This is a genomic window from Methylobacillus sp. DLP286 (assembly GCF_056636515.1).
Map to the genome: position 1 here is coordinate 382513 of NZ_CM153145.1, position 24390 is coordinate 406902.

Here is a 24390-nt window from a genome sequence, read left to right on the forward strand (position 1 = left end):
TCACTTTGAAATGATTGCACTAATAAGAAGGTGTCTGATTGATATGTCGGAATTTAACAATATAGTCGTACTCCAGATGCCGTGATGCAATCAAGGCGCATTGCCGGTATAGGCAAGCTCAATCTCATCCATGAATAATCCGCAGGTCCAGCCAGACTGTGCGATGTGCATTTCGCCTACGCACGCCTCCTTAAGCTCCTACCCTTTTTCAAGCTTCTCTCGTACATCATCCTTGGCGCGAATGGTTCATAGTGATGTCGCTGGGTTTTATCAACAAAATATAAATCTAGGAGATACCATGACAAGAACTGTAACTGGATTATTCAAGGATAAGGATAGCGCCGAGCGCGCATATCTAAGTGCTACAAATGCTGGTTACCGGCCTGATGAGATCGATGTTGTCATGTCGGAAGAGACCCGTGAACGATTTTATGGCAAGGATACGACCCTTGTTACCGAGGTAGGCAACAAGTCAGCTGAAGGCGCTGCGGTAGGAGGGGCTATCGGCGCCTCTGTCGGCGCGATTGCGGGCGCAATCGCCGCTACCGGGACAGTGTTGGCGCTGCCTGGGCTCGGCTTGGTGATTGCTGGCCCCCTGGCGGCCGCAGTGGCTGGCGCCGGCGCGGGTGGCGTCTCCGCAGGGATCGTAGGAGCCTTGGTGGGCTGGGCCATTCCTGAGGACAGGCTCAAAGAATATGAGGAAGGCGTGAACAGGGGCGGGATACTGATAGGCGTCCGCTCCCGCAGCGATGAGGATTCCCGTCGGTTCGCTGAGGACTGGGAATCCAATAAGGGCCATTATATCCATTCCTGATCAGGGCCTCGCCCTTGTTGCCAAAACGCGCCTTGAAGGCGCGTTTTGCATATCTGGGAACCAAGAAAAGTTGAATGGTAGCTTGGGTTTGCAACCACCAAAGAGCTTCTCACCCCGTATGCTTATTTCTCCTAACTGGAGCGAGGGCCAAATCGCTGATGTTTATTAGTGCTGGGTGATCAAAGCCTCATTGGGCTCGCCGTTCTTCTGGAACAGGTTGGCTTGGTGCTTGAGCAATTTGGTGATGTTTTGAGCGGGCAGGGGTTTGCTGAACAGATAGCCCTGCATTTTGCTGCATCCCATCCTGTGCAGGGTTCTCATTTGCTGCAAGGTTTCCACGCCTTCTGCGATCAGGTCCAGTTTGAAGCCTTTGGCGATTCCCGAGATGGCCGTGATGATGGGCACGCTTTCGTTATGGGTGTTGATGTCGCCGACGAAGGATTTATCGATCTTGATATTGTGGATGGGGAATTGCCTGAGGTAGGAGAGGGAGGAGTAACAGGTGCCGAAATCATCCAAGGCGATTTTGATGCCTTGCTTGCCCAGCGCCTTGAGTTTTGCGACGGTGTTCTCGAGGTCCCTGACCAACAGGTTTTCGGTGATCTCGATTTCGAAGAATTCCGGTTTGAGGTGCTGGGCCTGGATGTAGTTGAGCGTTTTGGCGACGAAGTTTTCCTCCTCCACCAGCTGGGGCGAGATGTTGATGGCGAGCCTGAAGCTCAACAAGCCTGCTTCCTCCCATGACTGCATCTGCTGGCAGGCTTCTGCCAGCAGCATCTCGCTGAGCGAGAAGATGAGGCCGGTTTCTTCGGCCAAGGGAATGAATTCCGTGGGCGATATGATGCCGAGCTCGGGGTGGTGCCAGCGCGCCAGGGCTTCGAGGCCGATGATCTTGCGGGTTTCCACGTCCACCTGGGGCTGATAGTGCAGGATGATTTGCTTTTTCTCGATCGCGCGCCTGAGCTCGTTTTCCATGGAAAGCTTTTTGTGGAACATGGCGTTCATGCTGGCTTCGTAGTATTGATAGCCGTTCTTGCCACGCCACTTGACGTGGTACATGGCGATGTCCGCGCTCTTGATCAGTGTTTCGATAGAGTCGCCATGGTCCGGGTATAGCGCAATGCCGATGCTGGACGAGATGAAGATTTCGCGTTCGTCCAGCAGGAACGGGCGCTTGAGTTCCTCCACAATCTTGGCTGCGACCAGGCTGGCGTCGTCGGGCTGCTGCAAGTCATGCAAAAGCAGGGTGAACTCGTCGCCGCCCATGCGCGCCAGGGTGTCCTGCGCGCGCAAACAGCCTGAAAGGCGTTGCGCAACGTGCTTGAGCAGCTCGTCTCCGTAAAAGTGGCCCAACGTGTCGTTGACCCATTTGAAGCGGTCGAGGTCAAGGAACATGATAGCGAGTTGCTGCTGGTTGCGCTTGGCGTGGTTCAGGGCCACATTGAGCCGGTCCTTGAACAGGGCGCGGTTGGGCAGGCCTGTCAGGGTGTCGTGATAGGCCTGGCGGGTGATGACTTCTTCCACCTTCTTGCGGTCGCTGATGTCGCGCGCGACGCCATAGGTGCCGCTGAAGGGGGTGCCTGACTCATGGGTGCCGGCGTAGGTGCCGGTCGCATTGAGGACGACGGTGATGAAGTTGATTTCAAAATGCCGCACTTCAGTTTCGCGGTCCTTGCATTTCAAGCGCAGCTCGATGTTGCGTGTGGCGCGGTTGCCGGTACGGCGCTCATTGAAGGCATAGGAGGCGCGGTCGAAATCATCGCTATAGATGATTTCCGTGTAGTGCTTGCCGATCAGGGATTCGCGCCTGTAGCCGAGCAGGGTTTCTACCCGGTGGTTGATGAAGGTGAAGCGTCCGCTGTCATCCAGGGTGTAGATGATGTCGGGCGAGCTGTTGACCAGGTAGCGGTAGAGGTTTTCGGATTCCTCGAGCCTGGCGTGGATGCTGCGATTCTGGGTTTCCAGGCGCGATTTCTCGATCGCGTTTTCAATCGTATGCAGCAATTCTTCCGGCTGGTATGGCTTGCGCAGGAAATCGTAAGCTCCCAGGCGCATGGCTTCGATGGCGGCGTTGAGGGTTTTCGTGCCGCTGATGACAATGACGGGAGGAGGGGCCGTGTGGGTAGCGAGCTCGGTCAGGACGTCGAAGCCGTTCATATCGGGCATGGAGAGGTCGAGCAGCATGAGGTCGAACTTGATGTCCATGACCAGTTGCAGCGCGTCCTCGCCAGATGAGCACATTTCGGCGTTGTAACCGTGTAATTGCAGCAATTGCTGCAGGCTTTGCGCCAGGCGCTCATTGTCGTCGACAATCAATACATTGGGCCTAGACATCAGTTTGTTCACGACTTGCGAAGGGGTGGAAGCGGCCATCGGGTTTGCCTTATTTGATCAGCTCAGGTTGCGGGCTGGCTTGGATGGGCAGGCGGATATCAAAGCTGGTTCCCGCGCTGGAGGTGCGGCAGGCAATGCTGCCGCACAACCCTTTGACGAGATCGTGGCTGATGGACAGCCCGATGCCGCTGTGTTTCCCACCCTTGGTGGTCTCTACGGGCGTGAACAGCTTGCTGAGCACGCTTTCGGGAATGCCGGGCCCGGTGTCGCTGACCTGGATCAGGATGCCTTGGCCCGAGCCTGACTGGTTTTCCACGAAGGTGGAAATGCTGAGCTTGCCGCCGTTGTGCATGGCTTCCGCCGCATTGCGGATCAGGTTGACGAGCACTTGCCGTAATTGGTAGGGGATGGTCGTAATCTTGGGCAGGCCGGGGTGCAGGTTCAGCGCAACTTCTACCCCAGCGGGCTGCAGGTAGGTCTGGCGATGCAGGGCGACGATGTCCTGGATCAATTCGTTGATATCCGTGCTGGCGGCAATATGATCCTGCTCCTTGGAGTAGAGGTTGCCGATTAGCGAGCCGACCCGGTCGATTTCTTCGTTCACGATCGCGATGTCGCGATTGGGCATGCCGTTCAGCAGCATCTTTTGCTCGAGGATGGCGAGGTAGTTCTTGATCGTGGATAGAGGCGTGCTGGTTTCATGCACGAAGCGCTTGAGGCGCTCCTCATGCACGGCGGCCTCAAGCTCGGGTTCTGCCGGATTTTGGTCTGGCGCCAGGCGGGAAGCGACGATTCTTGCTAGGGCGGATTGCACATTCAGCTGTTGTTTTGCAATCAAGAATTCCGCCTGGTCCAGCGCGAATACCATGACGCCGACGATTGTGTCTTTTGCAAACATCGGGAAGCAAAGGATGCCGCCCACTCCGCACAGCCGCATGATCTGTTGGTCCGGCAGCGACGGCTTGAACCCGTCAAAAGCCTGGAAGCTATGGCAATGCGACCTCTTGATCCAGGCCGCGGTGATGATGCTGGTGGCGGGCTTGATGGGAAGGTGGAAGCTTTCGATCCAGTCCTGGTCGGCTGAAATGGCTTTGCCGGAGAGATGCTGCCTGGCCTCGTCTGGCACGAACAACAGCACCTCCCGCGCATTGCACAGCAGCTTGGAGAGTTTGGACAATAGCTCAAAAAAGCCGTCTTGCTGTTCTGCCTGGCCGCAGGTGGACTCGAGGTGGTTGATCAGGGCGGTGTCCATCACGCCTTTGACCAGCTTGTTCTTGCTGGAGGATGAGGAAGCGTGGGTCGGGCTGAAGTTCTTGCCTAGGGCCTGTACCAAAGCCTCGATGTCCGGCTCCTGCTTGTCCCAGTTGTGCTGGCTGGTATGGGCATTGCCGATATTGATGCCAAGCGAGTCGGAAAGGATGTGCACCTGGGAGATTCCCTGGCTCATGATGTCGTTGATGACTGTACTGTCGAGCTGGAACCATTTGTTGGCGAGGATCAGCGCCGATTGGCGTTCCGACCTGCGTTCGGTCAGCAGCAGGTTGGCAAGGTAGACGATCTTGACCAGGGCAGGCGTGTGTTCCACCTGCGCAGCAGGGAGATGATGGTACGCCACCGCGTCTTCAAGGAAGGATTTGATGTTCCAGTTGCGGATGATCCAGGCGCCGAGTTCGCAATGGTCGATGCCGAAATGGGCGACCTCGCTTTCCAGGTAGCCGGGCAATGAGTCGTCGATCGCGAAGAATGGCGGGTATTTGTTCTTGAATCCTGCGAGCAGGCCAAGCCTGCCGATGTTGTGCAGCAGCCCGGCGACATAGGCTTCGTCGGCGGAGGCGGCTCCGGTGCGCGTGGCAAGCGATTTGGCTATCACGGCGCAACGCAGGGAGTGGTACCAATAATGCTCGATGTCCTGGTTGCTCTGTTCATAGTAGTCGTTGAACATGCGTTGGCAGATGATGCTGAGCGTCAGCATCTTGACCATGTCCCAGCCGAGGATGATGATGCCGCTGCGGATCGAAAGCACGGCATGGCGGTCGCGGCGGTAGGCCGCCGAATTGGCGACCTCCAGCACGCGTGCGCTGATGACGACGTCCATTTCAATCAGGTTGGCCAGTTGCTCCAGGCCAGAGTTCTCGTCCTGCAGCGTTTCCAGTAGCTTGGTCAGGATTTGCGGAACGGAAGGTAATGCGCTGATTGTGGCATTATTCAGAACAATTTGGGCTCCTGCTGCACTGCACATTCTCTAAACGTTCCCCATTAGGTGTCTTGCATAGTAGGCCAGTCACTTATTGTCGGCTTGAGTAATAAGTATTGTGCCGAACTTTATTCGATGTGCGAGCCGCGTGGACGGCGTTATAGCGTGAGGGGCCTTGTGCCATTAAAGATTGATTTTAGGTTTATCAATAAATCGCTTTTAATATTTCTTAAGAAAGTACTTTAACATTGCATTTCAAGATAGTTAATACTTTTTTGCGTACGGATCTCGGCGCTTCAGTCAATAACGGCTTTGGAAGCCTTTTATTTAGCCGATCCAGCTGGTTTTTCATTGTACGGCCTTTTATGGCATCGACATGAAACGAGGTATGGTCTATCGATTGGTCAAAACACTCTGGCAATGGCGGGAGTTTTTGACATTGCAAGCACGGTTGCCTGCCTCTAGACTGGTGCGGCGATGAGAGTCGCCAAGTAACGATAATGATGAGATAGAACCGAGGAGTGATCATGGCCGTGCAGCATTTGAACAAGAGTAACTTCAAGCAAGCGATAGAAAGTAATGCGTTTGTGATCGTCGATTTCTGGGCGCCGTGGTGCGAGCCCTGCGTGTCATTCACGCCTGTCTTCGAAGCTGCATCCGAGGCGCATCCTGATGTGGTGTTCGCCATGGTCAATGTCGATGAGGACCCGGAAATCAGCAATTATTTCAACGTGAAGCAGATTCCTGCAGTGATGCCGATCCGCGACCAGATCGTGGTGGATGCGCAAGTCGGGGAAATGAGCCGTGCCGAGCTGGAGAATGCGATCCAGGCCTGGGCCGCCTTCGATGTGACTGAAGTCAATCGCCACTTCAATGAAAAGGCGTCGGCATAGGCTAGGAAATACGCAATAAAAATGCCGGGATAGCCCGGCATTTTTTATTGTCACTGCGTTGTCTTGAGCTGTTTCAGGTCGTCTATGATCTCTTGGGAATGGCGGGAAGTGTCCACGCTCAGGTAGGTCTTGGCTATATTCCCCTTGGGGTCGATCAGGAAGGTATAGCGCTTTGCAATCTTGATGATGCCCAGGTTGGTCAACGCGCCGTAACTGTCCGCCACTTTGCCGTCCACATCGGAGAGCAGGGGAAAGGGCAGGCTGTATTTCTCGGCGAACTTGGCATGCGAATCCGAGTCGTCTACGCTGATGCCGACCACCTTTGCGCCGAGTTTTTCCAATTGAAACAGGTCGTCCCTGAAGCTGCACGCTTCTTTGGTGCAGCCCGGGGTATCGTCCTTGGGGTAAAAGTACAGCACCAGCCATTGGCCGGCATAATCCGTGAGCCTGTGCTGTGCTTTCTTGGCATCCGGCAGTGTGAAGCTGGGCGCCGGCGATCCCGGTTTGGGAACGGGCGCGGCATGGGCGGAACGGAAGATGAGGAGGGCCGCCAAGCCCAACACGATAACGATAGAAAAAATTTTCAGCATGTTTTCTCCGGAAGAGTATGCAAGCAAGGCGGCCTATACAGGCAAGCGGCCTGGCAAGTAATTGAAATAGAATGACATCAGTATAACGCGCCGGGGCGAAATGATTGAGCCCCTGTTTACTGAGGTTGGGGTTTGTGCAAAAAAATTAATTCGGCCTCTTCCCAAATCAAAAAAATGCTGTAGAATGCCGCTCCTCAGTCAGGCACGGGTGATTAGCTCAGTTGGTAGAGCGTCGCCCTTACAAGGCGAATGTCGGCGGTTCGACCCCGTCATCACCCACCATCCTTGCCTGGTGAAAAAAGCAGGAAAGCCATCAGGCGTGACAACCTGGTGCAGAGTTATGGAGCGGTAGTTCAGTTGGTTAGAATACCGGCCTGTCACGCCGGGGGTCGCGGGTTCGAGCCCCGTCCGCTCCGCCAGAAAAAGCGAATCTTCGGGTTCGCTTTTTTATTTTATATGCGTCATTTGACTGATATGCATGGTCGTTTATGTATAGCAACATCGTGCTCACTGTCAGGAGTTAACGCATATGTATCCATACATCTTGTTATCTGCAGCCTTGTTCCTGTCTCCAACCAGCGCCCTGGCCACGGAATGGGAGTCGTTGGTCAAGAAAGCTGGGGCCGAGTTGTCGGTGGACCTGGATTCTTATGACGAGAAAGGGGCTTATTCTTCAATACTTGCCAAGCGTGAGGTATATGGCAAGCAGGCCGTTGCCAAGCAGATGAAGCTGGAGTTCGATTGTAGCAAGCAGACATACCGCACGCTTGCGACGGCGTCGTTCGACGCTAAAGGCAAGTTGTTGAGCCAGACGACAGGCACCAGCGAATTCCAATCCCTTCAACATGATGAAGATGCCAGGACCATTGCAGGCCTGGTGTGCCAAGTCAGGCGGATGGTGAATCCATCGTCCTGACGGGCGGTGCTGATCTATATTATTTTGCGCGCGATCTTAACAGTGAATGAGAATTTCACATGTATTCATCAACTATTGATTGACATACCGGGAATAAGCACGTAAAACCTAATCTAAGGTGTTTGAACTTTGATTTTTTTACAGAATTTGAAATACAAACTTTTGGGGCGCCTTCCCCACAATGAAATGAATGGAATAAATTATGGCAACAGGTGTAGTTAAGTGGTTTAACGATAGCAAGGGCTTTGGGTTCATTACGCCGGATGAAGGCGGCAGCGATTTGTTTGCGCATTTCTCCGCTATTGTGAACGAAGGCGGCTACAAGAGCCTGACAGAAAACCAGCGCGTCAGCTTTGACGTGACGGATGGTCCTAAAGGCAAGCAAGCCAGCAACATCAAGCCTGAATAGTGCTTGATATAAAATAATGAACTATTGGAATGCCTGTGCATTTCCAATGCGGTTCATCAAGTGCCCGGCATGTCCGGGCATTTTTACGGGCAGCGCTTATAGGGCTCGATAGAGATTTCCAAGGAAATTAAGTAATCATTTCCTACATGGCTGCGGCCTAGCCTCCGATAGGCAGTATTAAGTTGCTCCTATTACAGTCGAGCTATATTAATCCGGCCATGATGTCATGAGCAATCTCAAAGAAGGCAGACCTTATCCTCGTGGTGCCTATTTCGATGGCAAGGGCACAAACTTCGCATTGTTTTCCGATAATGCTGCCAGCGTCACGTTGTGCCTGTTTGATGAGCATGGCGAATCGGAAACCGAACGTATCAACCTCCGGGAATGCACGAATGGCGTCTGGCATGGCTACCTGGAGGGCGTAAAACCGGGGCAGCTCTACGGCTACAGGGTAGATGGCGTTTGGGCGCCGGCAGAAGGTTTGCGCTTCAATCACAACAAGCTGTTGCTTGATCCTTATGCACGCAAACTCTCAGGCGAGATCCAGTGGGACAATGCGCTGTTTGGCTACACCATCAGCGACGATCCGGATGCCGACCTGCATATGGACGAGCGCGACAGTGCCAAGTTCATGCCCAAGGCCATCGTGGTCAAGCCCGATGTCCTGGTCAAGTCTCCCAAGCCCGATATCCGCTGGCCCAAGACCGTCATATACGAAGCCCATGTGCGCGGCCTGACGATGCAGCACCCGCTCATCCCGGGCGATATCCGCGGGACATTCGCCGCCCTCAGCGATTCCGCCATCATCAGCCATTTGCAGCGCATAGGCGTCACCGCCATCGAATTGATGCCTATTCATGCGTTCGCGCAGGACCGCCATCTCCTCGACCGCAACCTGTCCAATTACTGGGGCTACAACACCTTGGCGTATTTCGCTCCCGAGCCGTCCTACCTGGGCTCGGGCGCGCTTGAGGAGATCGCCAAGACGGTAGATGCCCTGCACGACGCCGGGATAGAGGTGATACTCGACGTGGTCTACAACCATACCTGCGAAGGCAACCACCTGGGCCCGACCTTGTGCTGGAAGGGTATAGACAACCTGAGTTATTACAGGGAACTGCCAGGCAATCCGCGCTATTACGACAACCTCACCGGCTGTGGCAATGCGCTCAACACCTCTCATCCCAAAGTGATGCAGATGATCATGGACAGCCTGCGGCTTTGGGCTTCCGTCTACGGTATCGACGGCTTCCGTTTCGACCTGGCATTGACACTGGGCAGAAACGACAACGGCTTCAGCCGGGACCATGCATTGTTCCATGCCATGTTGCAAGACCCGATATTGACCCGCTGCAAGCTTATTGCCGAGCCTTGGGATGTCGGTCCGGGAGGCTTCCAGCTTGGCTCGTTCCCGCCCGGCTTCTCCGAGTGGAACGGCGACTATCGCGATGTCACCCGCGATTTCTGGGCGGGCAAGGAGAGCATGTTGTCCCGCTTTGCGAGCCGTTTCGCCGCTTCGAGCGATTTGTTCAACGACCAGCATCGGCGGCCATGGTCCAGTGTGAACTTCATCACGGCGCACGACGGTTTTACCCTGCACGACCTCGTTTCCTATAACGAAAAGCACAACGAGGCGAATGGCGAGGACAACCAGGACGGCGCCAATGACAACCACAGCTGGAACTGCGGTCACGAGGGGGACACCGACCAGGAAGAGATATTGGCGCTTCGCGCCCAGCAAAAGCGTAATTTCCTCACTACGCTGTTTTTATCGCAAGGCATTCCCATGTTGCTGGCGGGCGATGAGCTCAACAATAGCCAGCAAGGCAACAACAATACCTATTGCCAGGATAACGAGATCGGCTGGGTGAATTGGGACAATGCCGACGACGCCTTGATCGATTTCGTCGGGGAGCTGGCGCAACTGCGCAAAAAGCACAGCGCCATTTCGCGTGCCGAATTTGTCACGGGCAAGCTGAACGAGCATGGCAACTCAGACGTGGCCTGGTTCAACGTCAACGGGGAACCCATGAGCAACGAGGACTGGAATGATCCGTGCAATAAAGCCATGACAGTCAAGTTCGTGCCTCCTGACAAAACAGGGCGTGCGATATTGGTCATGATCAATGCTTCGCATGTGACAGTGCCTGCCCGTATTCCCTACTGCGATAGTTATGATTGGAAGCTGTTGCTGGATACGCCGCTCAAGCCGATTCCCAACCAGCAAGGGGAAGAGTTGGAGTTGGAGCCGCGCTCCATCTATGTCTACGAAGGCAAACTGATCGTGTAGGTGCGCCGCTAGAAATAAAGCGTATTCAGTATTGCCAAGTCTTGGCTTATGCCGCTTTCCTGTTTTCGAGCTTGTTGCAGAACATCTTGATTGAGGACTTCATCGGGTCTTCATGCGCCTTGCTGTTGTAGTCTTCCCAACATGCAGCGATTGCCGAGTCGTCATACTGGATTGCCATGCCGGAAAAGGTGTGCGCTTTCTTATAGGCGAAAAACAGCAGCGTGGACAATATAATCGCCAGCACCCAAAACCATTTTATTTGCCTTTCCTTTTTATATCCGCAAGATGGGCACCACAGGCTCAGTGCACCGGTCTGCTTACCGCATTTTTGGCAACGAGTGCTGGACATGGCGACCTCCGGTTCAAAAAGGGCAAGCTAGCACGGTGAGGTGAGGGGTACTGTAAGAAAGCGTCTGATTGAAGCAGAGGAATTGCTTAGCAGAACAAGAGGAGGCGGAAGCATTGTGCCGCTGTTGGAAGTTGATAACGCCGGTAACGCAAAAATTAAAGAGGAGAGTATGAGGGGCCATCCTGATTGATCATACTTTGAAGGGCTGTCTTTACCGGATTTCTCAATCTGGCCACTATGCACCGCTACAGAATCGTATGGATGTTATGTAATTCGCATATATAAAAAGCAACACGAACATGACTGTAATGACTCAGAAACGACTGACATGCAAATCGGACGCCATCTCCTTCAAGTCATTGGGCAGCCGGCGGTATGATGCTCTTAACCATGACGACAAGGAAAAGCATCATGTTCAAATTTAGCCTGACTGAAATTACGATCTTGTTTATTGCCATGTCTTGGCTGACATACAATTTTTTGGTGCTGTAAGCCTACTGTAAAGCAAACTTTATCAAAGCCAAAACACTAAGGCTTGCTTTCAACTCTCTTGCCGGTAAGCTGGCCTAGAGTCTTGCGAGCCAGCGTGCGTTCTTGTAACGGGCTGCCGGCTCAGCCTGTCAGAATTCTCCTGCAAGAAAATCAGCCTCATCCTATAGAGGCTTTGCAGCAATATTCCTATTATTATCCCGCTGATTGGCTCAGGTCGAGCTAGCTTTCCGGCGAGGCTCGCTTATATACGGACAATAAGAGATTGGGCTGATCAGCCATTGAGCACGAATAATTCATGCTATTTGAAAGGCGTATAGACCCTATCAAAGCATTATTTATTGATTATGAAGGAGCCCGATTTTTTCTTTTGGTTTGTCATCGCAGTAGTCGTATTGTTCATCCTTTTGATGGCGACAGGCTTAAAACTAATTTAGTTCAAGCACCTCTTATCGAGCGCCTCTGATCGATTCAAGCAGGGCGTACTTTTCCCGATCGATTTCGCTTCTGGTTCGAACTCCCAGCCTTCGCAAGATGGGCAGTGGAGGGCACCACCCCTGAAGGCCATGCTGCAACAAAAAAGTTAATACACCGGCAGGCAACAGAAGCCATCTCTTATTGACGAATACCCCAAGCGCCAACCCTGCGAGGGATAGGGTAGAGGCATTCACTTCCAATACCCTCTCAATATCCCACTCCTTATCCAATTGCTGGATACGCGCTTTTATTTCCTCTTCGCTGAGCGCGGAAAACGTTTCAATATTGCGATCGGTTTGACGGTCAATCTCATCGTTGACGGTATCGGACGTAGCATTGCGGACCCGGTCGGTATTGTTGTTAAGTTCAAGATTATCTGTCGGCATGATGATTTCCTTGCAGTGTCATTTGTTGAACAAATAAGACCTTTTTTATGCTGCTTAATTCCTGGGGTTTTTTGAGATTGTCAATTTATAAACAAGATTATGGCGCTTATTTTTAAGTTATTAATTCTTACAAGTTGCTAGGGTTTTGCTGACAAACGACATAGATGTCCGCTGATATGTATTTTTCAGGAGAGCTGCTTAAATTCGGTCGTAGAAAGTCAATAATAGGGGCTAAAATGATAGAGTCATTTAAGTACAAAGATTTCGATGTGCAAATCAAAGGGTCTAATTTTGTTGATGCAGGGTTCACTTATTCCGTCTTGATTGACCGCATAGAGCATCATCCTTGGGTTAAGCCCCTGTCATCTTGGGAAGAGGCAAAACTTCAGGCTCGTCAATATGCCATTAAATTGATTGATCAAATCTTTTGATCAAATTTTGCAATGGATCAGATGGAGTTTCTCCATGAAATGGATAGTGATCGCCACGGATAACGCTAAAAGGCTGTTTACTTTAAAAGCCTATTCCTCAGGGAAATACTCTGTGGTCGAAACATCTGAAAATATCCCACAAACTTCCATGATGCAGTATTTGGCGACTTCCACTCGGTAGGTTTCCGATCCATGGAAACCGCTAGTGGCCAGAAATTCCTTATAGAGGTGAAATTGGCCGACGTGGGAATGGTCGATGCGTTGAAAACTACATTAAGTAACGGCGTTCCCGCCCGCTTGAAAAAGATCGCCCCTGGGATGATTTCGTGAATCAGGCAAGGATGCACAACAACCGGGCGTCAATTAAGCACGGCGCGGCCGCGTCTGGAGTGTAGTTTTCAAACACGGCATTATTAGCACTGCCTTGATTATTCAGGATCTTTCGACAGGCTATCTACCAAGGCTATGTTGCCTTGTACTGCTTCATGAATTTTCTCATGCAGGTCGCAATTCGTTGGCACTACTTCCAATGCACTGATCAACAAGTCTTGCATTCTCAGGTTGGAGGAGACGATCTGGGAAAGGATATTATCGGCGTCCATATGAACCTCTTAGTAGAAAACCCGCGTATCGCGGGCTTTCCTTTTGCATGCGAGCATCAGCAAAGGGTGGACCCATTCGCTGATGTATGCCTACACTTGCTTAGCGGTTTTTATGGCTTTGGCTACCTGCCTTGGCATGCTGCTCCCGGCTACCGCCGCGGGTATTGCTGCCTGCCGACTGCGGCTGGTTTTTGTGGCTTTGGCTGCCAGCCTTGACGTGCTGCTCATGGGTACCGCCTTGTTTGTTTTGTGTAGTATTTGCCATGGTTTATCTCCTTTGGGTCCTTGTCCAGACGGTACGTTGCTGAAAATGTAATTCATCTGGAGCGAGGATCATTGGTTAAAAGCAACGTGATTCCACTTTATGCCGTTCGCGCTTACCACTTCATCCGTCATTGGCTGATAGGTTTGTCAGATTTCCGCAACGGACCGGCTGCTTGGCTGTTTCGCGCAAAACGCATATCGCAATTCGAGTACCAGCTTTATCTGGAAGCATCGGTATGTTTGGGCTCTTAATAAAAAAGCTTCAATAGCGGGCAGTTTTCTATCGCAGAAGAATTAATTGTGCGATGCCGGATTTCTCGTAAAACACAATGGCGTTCTGGTGATACTGCCTGCCTAGCTCCATTGCAGAATCCAGGGTTATGCCGATCACTGCGAAATTTTCCTCAGGCCACTGGTTGGACCTTGATCTTGCCAAGCCTTTCCTGAATTCAAGATGACGGCTCCTGAGCTCCTTGCCCAGTTTCTCGGTGTTTTGGATGTTGATGGCCTCATCCGCTGGCTTGCTGAGCGGGTTGAACGCGGAAATGATGGCCGCGGCGGTATCCGCATGCTGCTCTAGGATTATGTTCATTTCCGGGCTGCCAAGGCCGATTCGCATTACGAAGGCCTGTTGCTCATGGTTCACCACATAGTCGGCATCCTGATATGCCTCAATCAATTCTGGCGATAGGACGGTTTGCGCTTGCGAGATATTCATGAAAGAGTCCCAAAAAGTTAGTCGACAAAAGTGTTTTACAAATAAAGCGGCAATCCGGCCTACCGGTCGGTTCCGGGCTGGGGAAGCAGCCACCGCAAGCTGATAAAGAGCGCCACCAGCAAATAAGCCAAGCTTGCTGGAACCCACATGATCAGGCCTCCAAGCTGTTGATCTTCCAATAGGTCCAAACCCAATGCCGTCGTCGGCCTTAGATAGGCCGAATACCATATCGCCGTGGAGAGCGTTAGCAGGGTGCCAAGCGCTGCGGTATGCAGCATGGTGGTAAATACCAGCAACATGCTCCATCCGCGCTGGGCAGTATGCATCCCATTGATCACTGCCCACCAGAACAACAGTGCGGATAGAAAGAAACTGGCATGTTGCAGCACATGGATGCCTTCATTGCGGAGCGCCGCCTGGAACAGCGCGGGGATATGCCATAGCCAGAGCGCCAAGGCATGTAGCCACCAGGCGGACAAAGGGGCTGTCAGCCCCCGCCAGCCGAGGCGGAGCCAGCGCATATGCGTTGCAAAATGCAGCCGATGGCGGCAGGACTCGGGCAAGGCCCAAGCCCATGCGCCGAGCGGGCGGCCCGCCACTATCAGCGGGGCGGCAATAATCATGAGGATTTCATGCTGCAGCATATGCGCGGAAAACAGCCAGCCGCTGAGCGTATCGATCGGGGAGCAGAGCGCCACGCCCAAGGCCAGCCAGCCGAAAGAAAAGCAGGCAGCCTGGCTGCGGCTGACGCCATGGCCGATGCCGGCCTTGCGCCACAGCCGTAAAACACCTTTTCCGTAACCGTAGGCGCTTGCCAGCAGGCACGCAAGCACCCACGGCTCGAATGTCCATACCCAAGGCAAAGGCTGGATATCGGCAAGGCCATGAGCTTCTGCCTCTTGGCTAAAAGCGATACCCACGGACAGGATAATGAATAGCATGTTCATTGATAGCAGGGAGAAATCAGCCAGGCGGTCAACCATAACATGGCGGTCACGATGGAAAACAATATGCCGCTCAAGAGCGCAATCCAGGCGACAAAAGCCTGGCGAGATTCGACGCGGCTTGATTGCCTGCGTCCGGCAGGATCCGCTTTATCCTTTGTTTCCACCTACCGCCATGCGCGCAGGGCCACCGCATTTCCCAGGAGATTGCTGTCAACACCTGGAAAGTGTTCATGGCGCAGGGTATCGATTCCCCCAGCAAAATCTCCAGCAATACTTGGCAGCAACTGGTGAACCTGCTTGGCGAGGGCCACTATAAGCGCTATGACGAATCTACCGCGCGCAACATGCTGAATAAGGTGGCAGAAATATTCCTGCGGGATGTGAAAACATAATTATCCGCCTCGATTTGGGGTCAAAACGCCATCAGAATTGATGCAATTGCATTCTCCGAACGGGGCTAATCTTGGTAATGGAATGTAATAAAACCTTGCTGAATGCATGAAAAGCATAGTCCATTGGGACCTCATACACAGCAGATAGCACCTGGTCGGTGTAGCTCGGCGGAAAGAGCCGCGAACGCAATGATAGCAAGGGTTTGCATATTATTAATTCTGGAAATTTTTAAGGATGAGGTTATTTGAAAGTTATATAGGAATAACTATAAGTTCTTTGTGGCGAGGCAGGTCTGTTTATAATTTGTCTGGGGGGAATTTCATCGACAACAACTTTTAAGGAGTCTGTATGAATATTCTCAAAACAGCGATTGGTTCCGCAACGCTCATAGTTGCTTCCTCTGGCGCGTATGCCGCCGATGTGGTGGATCTTGGCGAACTGCATGCTGGTATCAATACTTATACCAATACTGTAGCCGCTGATACTACATTCACCAATACCTTCAACTTCAGCTTGGCTGATGTCTCCACAGGCACATTCTCGCTCAGCGACTTGCCGCTTACCAACGGCGATGTGAACGTTCTAGGCTTTAGCGACCTCAGCTTCAGCCTCTACAACAGCTCTGACACATGGCTTGCAGGTTCTGTGGCTGGCGGCGAATTCACTTTTGCCAATCTTGAGGCCGGAAACTATTACATCAATGTAGAAGGCACCGCCAATGGAGTAGCTGGCGGGGTCTACAGCGGTGCAATTAGCGTTCAGGCCGTGCCTGAGCCGGGTTCATATGCACTTCTGGGTGTCGGTCTAGCACTGATAGGTGCTGTCGCTATGCGCAGGAATAAAAACCTGGGCTAATTCTCCAACCTGATAAAAGCCACCTTCGGGTGGCTTTTTTGCTTTTTGAAGACAGATTTGAAACAGAAGCAGATGAAGACTCTATCGAAGGTCGTTATCTGTAGATGGTTTTGAATTCGTTTGGACAGTCAATTGGTGTCCCCGTCAGGACTCGAACCTGAAACTGACCCTTAGGAGGGGCCGGTGATATCCGTTTCACCACGAGGACATCCAAGTCCGCTATTCTACCTTCTAAGCAGCCTGAGCGGTACTGTTTCGCTTGGTTTTTGACCGTTGCGCCGATCTTCGGCTTTTGGCCTTGTATCGTGAGTACCGCTGCAGTTTAGTGGCGGATCAGGTGCTCGAAAGCGCCTAACGCGGCTTTTGAACCTTCACCCATTGCGATGATGATCTGCTTGAATGGCACAGTGGTGACGTCGCCCGCGGCGAATACGCCAGGTTCCGAGGTCTGGCCTTTGTCATCCACTTCGATCTCGCCGAATTTGCTCAGGGTAATGGTGTCCTTGATCCAGTCGGTGTTGGGCACCAGGCCGATCTGGATGAATACGGCAGCCAGGTCGATGCGGTGCGATTCGCCGGTTTGCCGGTTGGTGTAGGTCAGGCCATTGACCTTTTCGCCGTCGCCGTTGATCTCGGTGGTTTGCGCGCCGGTGATGACGGTGACGTTGGGCAGGCTGAACAGTTTTTTCTGCAACACGGCGTCGGCACGCAATTCGCCGTTGAATTCGATCAAGGTGACGTCCTTGACGATGCCCGCAAGGTCAATCGCGGCTTCGACGCCCGAATTGCCGCCGCCGATCACGGCGACGCTCCTGCCCTTGAACAAGGGGCCGTCACAATGAGGGCAGTAGGCCACGCCGCGGCCGCGGTATTCCTTTTCGCCGGGAACGTTGATTTCCCTCCAGCGTGCGCCGGTGGCGATGATGACGGACTTTGCCTTGAGCGTGGCGCCGCTTTCGAGCCTGACCTCGGTGAAGCCGTCGTCATGCGCCGGCACCAAGGCTGCTGCGCGTTGCAGGTTCATGATGTCCACGTCGTAGCTCTTGACGTGTTCTTCCAATGCCGCAGCCAGCTTGGGGCCGTCGGTTTCCTTGACCGAGATGAAGTTCTCGATGGCCATGGTGTCCATGACTTGCCCGCCGAAACGCTCGGCGACCACGCCGGTGCGTATGCCTTTGCGGGCCGAGTAGATGGCGGCAGAAGCGCCGGCAGGGCCGCCGCCGACGATCAATACGTCGAAAGGCTCCTTGGCGGAAAGTTTCTCCGCTTCTTTCTTGATCGCGCCGGTGTCGATCTTGTTGAGTATTTCCTGCACGCCCATGCGTCCGTGGCCGAACTCCTGCCCATTCAGGAAGATGGTGGGCACGGCCATGATCTTGCGCTCGTCCACTTCCTTCTGGAACAAGGCGCCGTCGATCATGACGTGGCGGATGTTCGGGTTGATGGCCGCCATCAGGTTGATGGCTTGTACAACTTCAGGACAGTTGTGGCAGCTCAACGAGATGTAGGTCTCGAAATTGAATTCGCCTTCGAGGTTGCGGATTTGCTCGATGACTTCCGGCTCTGCCTTGGGCGGATGCCCGCCGACCTGCAACAGCGCGAGTACGAGCGATGTGAATTCGTGTCCCATGGGCAGCCCGGCAAAGCGGATGCCGAGGTTTTTCCCTGGGCTGTTCAAGCTGAAGGATGGCTTGCGCTGAGTGTCATCATCACTTTGCTGGACGGTGATGCGGGAAGACAGGCTCTTGAGGTCGTCAAGCAATTCCAGCAGCTCGCGCGATTTGTCGCCGCCATCTACAGAGGCGGTGATTTCGATAGGCTGGGTGAGTTTTTCGAAATAAGCCTTTAATTGTGTCTTGATATTTGCGTCCAACATGATGTGCTCTCAATCTGTATTGATATTGCTGCAAAAAATGCCCGGGCAGAAAGGCAGGGAGTTTGCGGTTGCCCGGGCACGGTCCAGCTTGGCTAGCGGTTAGATCTTGCCGACGAGGTCCAGGGATGGAGCCAATGTGGCTTCGCCCTCTTTCCACTTGGCTGGGCAGACTTCACCAGGGTGGCTGGCAACGTATTGCGCGGCCTTGATCTTGCGCACCAGGTCGGAAGCGTCGCGGCCAATGCCTTCTGCGGTGACTTCAATTGCCTGGATCACGCCATTGGGATCAATGATGAAGGTACCGCGGTCGGCCAGGCCCTGGTCTTCGCGCAATACGCCGAAGTTGCGGGTGATGGCGGCGGTCGGGTCGCCGATCATCGGGAACTTGATCTTGCGGATGGTATCCGAAGTATCGTGCCAAGCCTTGTGCGTGAAGTGGGTGTCGGTAGAGACGGAGTACACTTCAACGCCCAACTTTTGCAATTCATCGTAGTTGTCGGCGATGTCGCCCAACTCTGTGGGGCAAACGAAAGTGAAGTCGGCTGGGTAGAACACGACGGCAGTCCATTTGCCTTTCAAGTCTGCATCGGTGACGGTGACAAATTCGCCGTTGTGGAATGCGGTGGCCTTGAATGGCTTGATTTCGGTATTGATAAGGGATGTGGTCATTGCAATCTCCTAGGGTGGTTGAAATAGTGAGATTGCAGTTTAGGGGATTTGGTTGATTAAATAAAATTGATTGTTTAAATTTATATGATAAGTGAATTTTATTGATTATCGGCTTCGATGCTGTATTGCAGCATGCAATTCCGGCCTGCGGCTTTGGCGGCATATAAGGCGGTATCGGCACGGTGCAGCATAGCTTCCCAGCTTGCAGACAGGTCAGTGTTCGGGTTCCAGGTATACAGGCCCAGGCTACAGGTGACCTGGCGATTATCGCAGTGTTGATGGTGCAGGTTGCGCATGGCTTCCAGCAGGCGCTCGCCCAAGGCAGTGGCTTCATCCTTGGTCGTGTGCGGGCAAATGATGCACAGCTCCTCGCCGCCATAGCGGCCGATGATATCGGTATTGCGGCAGGTGTTGCTCAAGGTCAGGGCCACGCTTCTCAATACCTTGTCTCCCGCATCGTGGCCATAGGTATCGTTGATCAGCTTGAAGTGATCCAGGTCCAGCATGAAGATGCTGATCGGGCGCTGATAACGGTGCGCCAAGTCGATCTCGCGCCGCCCGAGGTTGACCAATGCCCGCCGGTTGTAAATCTTGGTAAGCTCGTCGTGTGTCGCCAGGTGTTCTTTTTCGTGGATGATGGATTCAAAATACATCAGCAGCAAGCCGAGGGACCCCAGCAGGTTGCACCACATCGGGATCAGGTAAAGCCCGAATACGTTGATGGGATCATGGCTTTGCGGCGTGAGGTCGATGCCGCCGCTGATGGCGAGGATGCCGCGCAGGATGAAGTCTGCCGCCGCCAATGTATAGGCGATGATGACCAGGCTGTTGGCGAACGATAGCCTGACCCCCCTGGCCAGGACAACCTCGACCACATTGAGGAACGTCAGCAGCGCCAGCATGAGCGAGAAGAACAGGGTGCGGATGCCGACGGCCAGCTGCAGCAGGACGATCAGGCTGTAGCCAATGAAAAAGCCCAGTACCAAATACCAGCCGACATAAGCCGGCTGCTTGCCGAAGAAAGCCTGGGTGCCCCACCATTTGGCCGTCATGGCCGCGATCATCAGGGTGGAGCCGGTAATGAGGGGCAGATGCCCGAACTTTGAAATGCTGAAGGCGGTGAGCGTGGAGCCGAATACGCTGATCAGGCCGGAGAGCGCCCAATAGCGCGTACAGCGCTCCGTGGGCGCGAGGAAATACATCCCGCCCATGATGATCGCGATGCACAGCTGGCTGATCGAATAGGCGATGTTGGCGGTATATGAATTCCAAAAAGAATCCAAGCTATTGTTCCCTCAGGTATTCACAGTGCAATGAGTCATAAGTATTGCAAGGGAGGCATGAGCGATATAGCGCCCACGCAACCTCTGCTCACTCTACGCTAATTTCTGCTTTCCAGTTCTTCCCAGCGCAACATGGCCTGGTCAATTTCCGTGCCGATCTCGCTCAACCTCTGCTGCAGTGCGCGCGCTTGTTCAGCGTTTTCCCGGTAGATGTCCGGGTTCGCAAGCGCCGTATTGATTGAGGTTTGCTCTGCTTCAAGCGCTTCAATCTTGGCGGGCAGGCTTTCCAGCTCACGGTTTTCCTTGAAACTGAGTTTGGCTGTGGGTTTCTTTGCAGGAGCTTCTTGCCGGGGCTTTTCGGCCGGGGTTTTTGCTGCTGTTTTCTCAGCTGCCCGTGCCTGCGTGTGGCGGGACCAGTCATCGTAGCCTCCGCCGAATTCGCTCAATACGCCATCGCCTTCGAAGGCGATGATCTGGGTGACGGTATTTTCCAGGAAGGCGCGGTCGTGGCTGACCAGGAACAAGGTGCCCTCGAACTCCTGCAGCAGGCTTTCGAGCAGTTCCAGCGTTTCGATGTCCAGGTCGTTGGTGGGTTCGTCCAGCACCAACACATTGGCCGGGCGGGCAAACAAGCGGGCCAGCAGCAAGCGGTTGCGCTCGCCGCCGGAAAGCGACTTCACCGGCGACCTCGAGCGCTGTGACGGGAACAGGAAGTCTTCCAGGTAGCTGATGACATGCTTGCGCTCATTGCCGATCTGCACGAATTCGGAGCCGGGGCTGATGGTGTCGGCCAGGGTGGCCTCTTCATCCAGCTGTTCGCGCATCTGGTCGAAATACGCCACGTTGAGGTTGGTGCCGCGCTGGATGCTGCCGCTGTCAGGCTCGAGTTCACCGAGAATCAGCTTGAGCAGGGTGGACTTTCCTGCACCATTGGGACCAACGAGGCCGATGCGGTCGCCGCGCATGATGCGGGTGCTGAAATTCTGGATCAGGAGTTTTTGATCGTATGCCAGCGAGATACGGTCAAGCTCCGCGACCAGCTTGCCGGAGCGTTCTCCGCTATCCAGCGTGAGCTTGACGTTGCCTTGGCGCTCGCGCCGGGCGGCCCGTTCGAGGCGCAGGGCCTCCAGCCTGCGCACCCGGCCCTCGTTACGGGTGCGCCGCGCCTTGATGCCTTGGCGTATCCAGACTTCTTCCTGCGCGAGGAATTTATCGAACTTCGCGGCATGCGTCGCTTCCACTGCCAGCAGTTCTTCCTTCTTCACCTGATATTGGCTGTAATTGCCGTGGAAATCCGTCAGGCGCCCACGGTCCAGCTCGACGATGCGCGTGGCAAGCCGGTCGAGAAAGCGGCGGTCGTGCGTGATGAACAGCAGGCTGCCCTTGAAGTCCAGCAGCAGGTTCTCCAGCCATTCGATGGCGGCAAAGTCCAGGTGGTTGGTGGGTTCGTCGAGCAGCAACACTTCCGGCTCCGCCACGAGGGCGCGGGCGAGGGCGACCCGCTTGCGCCAGCCGCCTGAGAGCGTGGCAATCTTCGCCTCAGGTTCAAGCTGCAGCCGGCTCAATACGGCCTCGACGCGTGCTTGGGATTGCCAGCCCCCTTGCGCCTCGAGGTCGTGTTGCAGGGTTTGCATGCGCGCGATCAGGCCGTCAATGTCGGCCCCGGGCTCCGCCATCTGCTGCGAAACTTGATGGTATTCCACCAAGGCCTGGCGCAAGCCGCCTAGGCCTTCGGCCACGGCCTCGAAAATGGTATGTCCGGGCGACAGGGACGGTTCTTGCGGCACATAGACGATGCGGGACTTGGGCGCGCGCCAGAAGGTGCCGTCATCCAGCTTGCTTTCGCCGGCGATGACCTTGAGCAGGCTGGATTTCCCGGCGCCGTTGCGGCCAATCAAGCCGACCCTTTCTCCGGCGTCGAGCTGGAAATCGGCATGGTCGAGCAAGGGATAATGTCCATAAGCCAGGCTGGCTTGATCTAGGGAGATATAAGGCATGGGGCGTATTGTATCAGTAGGACCGAGGCTGCTATATGGCCCGTTTGGGCCTAGAGGCGGCCGCTAAACGGGCTTTGCGTTCAATGTCCGGGAACGGCAGGCACAGGTGCTTGCTGTGGCGGTAGGGTCTTGTCGTCTGCAGGCGCTTTGGCCGGTTTTTGCGATGAGTAGGCGTTGAGCGCCTGGCTGCAATTGTAGGCGTTGCTTTTGGAGCCTGTATCCAGGTAAGGCAGGATGGCCGCTAACGGGTTGACGAAGGCAAGCGCCACGCTGCCGAGCAGACGTGCGGCGATCGGCACAGCTTCCGGGCGCACCTTGGGATCGACGAAGCTGCCTTGTACCTTGATCGGCGAGCGTACCGTCAGGGGCGAGAAGTTCTTAGGTTTGGCAGCAAGCAGTAAATCCAGTTTTTCCTGGCCGAGGTCGATATTGCCGTCGATCAATACTAGCGTGACCGGCGTGTCGATGAGCGCGACTTCCGGCCGCACTACGCCATTGGACGCCTTGAGGTCCATGACTGCGCATTGCAGCCGTTGTGAATGGTCTCCGCCCAGCCAGGCGCTCACGCTTTGCGCGATATCCAAGCCCAGCAGCTCCATTACCAGCCGCGATATTTCCCCTTGCTCGATGAACAAGGTGGTCTTGCCGTTGAGGGAACCCAGCAGTTCGGCGGTGGTCGAGCCCTTGCCGCTGAGGTCGGTGCGTCCGTTGAGGGTGCCGGTGATATAGGCCGGCGGCACGGGTTTGCCTTGTTTCTTGGCTTCTTCCTGACGGGCTTTGGAGACTTGCAGCCACTTGCCGAGATCGATGTCTTTCCAGCCTAGCTTGATTTGCCATTGGGGCGGATATTTACCCTTATCGGCGTCTTTGCTTTCCTGGGCGTCGACCGAGAAGCTGCCCGTCAGGGTGCCGTCCGCAGTTTGCGCGAGGATATCTCCGACCATGAACTTGCCCTTGTCCAGGCTAAGTTGGGCCTTGAACGGGGAAATCGGCAGGGCGAAAACGCTGCCGAGCTCCATGTAGTCCAGTTTGATGGTGATGTCGGCATCCATGCGGTTGAGCGAGGGCAGGTCCAGCGGCCGGTTGGGAATGGCGCGCCCCTCGACAGGCTTGGGCTTGCTGCCGTCCGCTTGCAATGTGCCGAACGCAGGTGCCAGGTCGGCCAGGTAAAAGCGGCTGCCGTCGATATGCCCGTTCAGTAGCGGAATGCCGGTGGTCTTGCTGCGAGGGTTGTATTTGAACACGGCTGTGAGACTGCTCCTGCCGATCTTCGCCGAGTCCACGTTGACATCCCAAACGTCGCTATGCTTGCTCAAGCTGGCACTGAGGCGGAATGGGTCCGTTGTCGGGAAAACGCTGCCGACCAGCTCGCCCAGCACTGAAAGCGAGGGGCCGGTGACCACGGCGTTGCCCTCGATGTCCTGCCGGCCGAAAAGGTCGGCCACTTGGCCGTCAAAATCCACCCTGAGCTTGCCGTATTCGAGCCAGCCCTTGGATTTGATCGGCGGGGAGTCCTTGTCTTGCGTGGCGATGGGGAGGAATCCGGGCGTTTCGAGGAAAGCCTTGAGCGGACGATGCTGGAACTGGCCATCGACGCTGACTTCGGAGCGCAGCTCTTCCTGACTGGCGCCTTCCTCGGTCTTGAATTTGGCTTCCAGCGTGGTGGCGCTGATCGCGTCGTCGATATGGCTGCTGCCATTTCTCACGATCAGCGTTTCAATGACGGGGAAGGGCGTGGCTGGTTGGCTCTCGTCCTTGGGAAATTCCCAAGTGGCGCTGCCGTCCGCGTGCCGTACCAGTTGCGCGTCGATTTCATCCACCTTGATTTCGCGGATGCGCAACTCGCCATGCTTCTTGTAGTGCCAAAGATCGCTATAGCGCAGTTTGATGCTGATGTTGCCGGCATCCACCAGATGCGGGACATTGAATTTTTCCGGAGCAGATATGTAAAGGTGGCCGAGGTCGAGCTGTACTCCTGCCCATAAATGCAGCTTGAAAGGCTTGTCCAGCTTGATGTCGCGCTCCAGCTGCTTGCTGAGGAATGACTGGGCGGGCTCGCGCAAGAACGTCCAGCCTTGGATTTCGCAAATGACCAAAGCCAGGACCAGACCCAGGAGCAGCCAGAGCAAGGCTTTGCTGAATTTGATCAAGCCGCGGGCGGGTTGCCCGGCAAATTGTTGCGCCATTGTTCACCTTTGCTTTTGTCCAGCCCAG

Annotated in this window: 23 protein-coding genes and 3 tRNA genes; 10 read left to right on the forward strand and 16 right to left on the reverse strand. The window is 54.4% G+C overall.

Going from position 1 to position 24390, the window contains the following annotated elements; translation table 11 throughout:
• Positions 1 to 298 precede the first annotated feature (298 nt).
• Positions 299 to 814, forward strand: coding sequence for a hypothetical protein (locus ACWXTG_RS01820; protein WP_407996003.1), 516 nt, complete (start codon positions 299 to 301; stop codon positions 812 to 814).
• A gap of 165 nt (positions 815 to 979) precedes the next feature.
• On the opposite strand, the gene ACWXTG_RS01825 is transcribed toward ACWXTG_RS01820, so the two are convergent.
• On the reverse strand, positions 980 to 3187 hold the full coding sequence (locus ACWXTG_RS01825) for an EAL domain-containing protein (RefSeq protein ID WP_309564956.1): 2208 nt from the start codon (positions 3185 to 3187) through the stop codon (positions 980 to 982).
• Between the two features lie 10 nt (positions 3188 to 3197).
• Positions 3198 to 5387, reverse strand: a complete 2190-nt coding sequence (locus ACWXTG_RS01830; RefSeq protein ID WP_480220492.1) for an HDOD domain-containing protein — start codon at positions 5385 to 5387, stop codon at positions 3198 to 3200.
• A gap of 482 nt (positions 5388 to 5869) precedes the next feature.
• Here ACWXTG_RS01830 and ACWXTG_RS01835 point away from each other — a divergent pair, with 482 nt between their 5' ends.
• Positions 5870 to 6235, forward strand: a complete 366-nt coding sequence (locus tag ACWXTG_RS01835; RefSeq protein WP_309564958.1) for a thioredoxin family protein — start codon at positions 5870 to 5872, stop codon at positions 6233 to 6235.
• 50 nt (positions 6236 to 6285) lie between these two features.
• On the opposite strand, the gene ACWXTG_RS01840 is transcribed toward ACWXTG_RS01835, so the two are convergent.
• Positions 6286 to 6825, reverse strand: coding sequence for a peroxiredoxin (locus tag ACWXTG_RS01840; protein ID WP_480220493.1), 540 nt, complete (start codon positions 6823 to 6825; stop codon positions 6286 to 6288).
• A gap of 206 nt (positions 6826 to 7031) precedes the next feature.
• Here ACWXTG_RS01840 and ACWXTG_RS01845 point away from each other — a divergent pair.
• The 5 genes from ACWXTG_RS01845 (at position 7032) to glgX (ending at position 10440) form a co-directional block, all read left to right on the forward strand.
• A tRNA-Val gene (locus tag ACWXTG_RS01845) sits at positions 7032 to 7107 on the forward strand.
• Positions 7108 to 7167: 60 nt separating this feature from the next.
• Positions 7168 to 7244 (forward strand) — tRNA-Asp (locus tag ACWXTG_RS01850).
• Positions 7245 to 7354: 110 nt separating this feature from the next.
• The gene (locus tag ACWXTG_RS01855; RefSeq protein WP_309564960.1) at positions 7355 to 7741 is read left to right on the forward strand and encodes a surface-adhesin E family protein; all 387 of its coding nucleotides are present in this window, start codon (positions 7355 to 7357) and stop codon (positions 7739 to 7741) included.
• Positions 7742 to 7943: 202 nt separating this feature from the next.
• Positions 7944 to 8150: a cold-shock protein gene (locus tag ACWXTG_RS01860; RefSeq protein ID WP_309564961.1), complete on the forward strand. Its 207-nt coding sequence runs from the start codon at positions 7944 to 7946 to the stop codon at positions 8148 to 8150.
• Positions 8151 to 8376: 226 nt separating this feature from the next.
• Positions 8377 to 10440, forward strand: coding sequence for a glycogen debranching protein GlgX (gene glgX / locus ACWXTG_RS01865; RefSeq protein ID WP_480220494.1), 2064 nt, complete (start codon positions 8377 to 8379; stop codon positions 10438 to 10440).
• A gap of 46 nt (positions 10441 to 10486) precedes the next feature.
• Here glgX and ACWXTG_RS01870 read toward each other — a convergent pair whose 3' ends face one another.
• Both ACWXTG_RS01870 and ACWXTG_RS01875 read right to left on the reverse strand, forming a co-directional pair.
• Complete coding sequence (locus tag ACWXTG_RS01870; RefSeq protein WP_309564963.1) at positions 10487 to 10789, reverse strand: hypothetical protein; 303 nt, start codon at positions 10787 to 10789, stop codon at positions 10487 to 10489.
• A gap of 938 nt (positions 10790 to 11727) precedes the next feature.
• Positions 11728 to 12141 (reverse strand): YgaP family membrane protein, encoded by a 414-nt coding sequence (locus ACWXTG_RS01875; RefSeq protein WP_309564964.1) that lies wholly within the window; start codon positions 12139 to 12141, stop codon positions 11728 to 11730.
• Between the two features lie 164 nt (positions 12142 to 12305).
• On the opposite strand from ACWXTG_RS01875, the gene ACWXTG_RS01880 reads away from it, so the two are divergent.
• On the forward strand, positions 12306 to 12572 hold the full coding sequence (locus ACWXTG_RS01880) for a hypothetical protein (RefSeq protein WP_480220495.1): 267 nt from the start codon (positions 12306 to 12308) through the stop codon (positions 12570 to 12572).
• Positions 12573 to 13000: 428 nt separating this feature from the next.
• Here ACWXTG_RS01880 and ACWXTG_RS01885 read toward each other — a convergent pair whose 3' ends face one another.
• From ACWXTG_RS01885 to ACWXTG_RS01905, 5 genes are all read right to left on the reverse strand, one after another.
• Entirely contained in the window at positions 13001 to 13174 is a 174-nt protein-coding gene (locus ACWXTG_RS01885) for a hypothetical protein (RefSeq protein ID WP_480220496.1), read from the reverse strand.
• A gap of 100 nt (positions 13175 to 13274) precedes the next feature.
• Positions 13275 to 13439 (reverse strand): hypothetical protein, encoded by a 165-nt coding sequence (locus tag ACWXTG_RS01890; protein WP_309564966.1) that lies wholly within the window; start codon positions 13437 to 13439, stop codon positions 13275 to 13277.
• Positions 13440 to 13718: 279 nt separating this feature from the next.
• Positions 13719 to 14303, reverse strand: coding sequence for a DUF3293 domain-containing protein (locus ACWXTG_RS01895; RefSeq protein WP_480220497.1), 585 nt, complete (start codon positions 14301 to 14303; stop codon positions 13719 to 13721).
• Positions 14216 to 15097 carry a cytochrome c oxidase assembly protein gene (locus ACWXTG_RS01900; protein ID WP_480220498.1) on the reverse strand — a complete coding sequence of 294 codons (882 nt, stop codon included), beginning with the start codon at positions 15095 to 15097 and terminating at the stop codon, positions 14216 to 14218. Before ACWXTG_RS01900 ends, ACWXTG_RS01895 begins: the two co-directional genes overlap by 88 nt.
• A 2-nt stretch (positions 15098 to 15099) precedes the next feature.
• Positions 15100 to 15267, reverse strand: a complete 168-nt coding sequence (locus ACWXTG_RS01905; protein WP_480220499.1) for a hypothetical protein — start codon at positions 15265 to 15267, stop codon at positions 15100 to 15102.
• Between the two features lie 66 nt (positions 15268 to 15333).
• Here ACWXTG_RS01905 and ACWXTG_RS01910 point away from each other — a divergent pair, with 66 nt between their 5' ends.
• Complete coding sequence (locus ACWXTG_RS01910) at positions 15334 to 15495, forward strand: hypothetical protein (protein WP_407996017.1); 162 nt, start codon at positions 15334 to 15336, stop codon at positions 15493 to 15495.
• 349 nt (positions 15496 to 15844) lie between these two features.
• Entirely contained in the window at positions 15845 to 16351 is a 507-nt protein-coding gene (locus ACWXTG_RS01915; protein ID WP_309564978.1) for an FxDxF family PEP-CTERM protein, read from the forward strand.
• Positions 16352 to 16484: 133 nt separating this feature from the next.
• Here ACWXTG_RS01915 and ACWXTG_RS01920 read toward each other — a convergent pair.
• The 6 genes from ACWXTG_RS01920 to ACWXTG_RS01945 form a co-directional block, all read right to left on the reverse strand.
• A tRNA-Arg gene (locus ACWXTG_RS01920) sits at positions 16485 to 16559 on the reverse strand.
• A 114-nt stretch (positions 16560 to 16673) separates the two neighbouring features.
• Positions 16674 to 18227, reverse strand: a complete 1554-nt coding sequence (ahpF, locus tag ACWXTG_RS01925) for an alkyl hydroperoxide reductase subunit F (RefSeq protein ID WP_407994127.1) — start codon at positions 18225 to 18227, stop codon at positions 16674 to 16676.
• A gap of 99 nt (positions 18228 to 18326) precedes the next feature.
• Complete coding sequence (gene ahpC, locus ACWXTG_RS01930; RefSeq protein ID WP_309564982.1) at positions 18327 to 18896, reverse strand: alkyl hydroperoxide reductase subunit C; 570 nt, start codon at positions 18894 to 18896, stop codon at positions 18327 to 18329.
• A gap of 98 nt (positions 18897 to 18994) precedes the next feature.
• A complete protein-coding gene (locus tag ACWXTG_RS01935; protein WP_480220500.1) occupies positions 18995 to 20179 on the reverse strand; it encodes a GGDEF domain-containing protein in 1185 nt (394 codons plus the stop codon).
• Positions 20180 to 20277: 98 nt separating this feature from the next.
• Positions 20278 to 22176 (reverse strand): ATP-binding cassette domain-containing protein, encoded by a 1899-nt coding sequence (locus ACWXTG_RS01940; protein ID WP_480220501.1) that lies wholly within the window; start codon positions 22174 to 22176, stop codon positions 20278 to 20280.
• A gap of 80 nt (positions 22177 to 22256) precedes the next feature.
• The gene (locus ACWXTG_RS01945) at positions 22257 to 24362 is read right to left on the reverse strand and encodes an AsmA family protein (protein ID WP_480220502.1); all 2106 of its coding nucleotides are present in this window, start codon (positions 24360 to 24362) and stop codon (positions 22257 to 22259) included.
• Positions 24363 to 24390 lie beyond the last annotated feature (28 nt).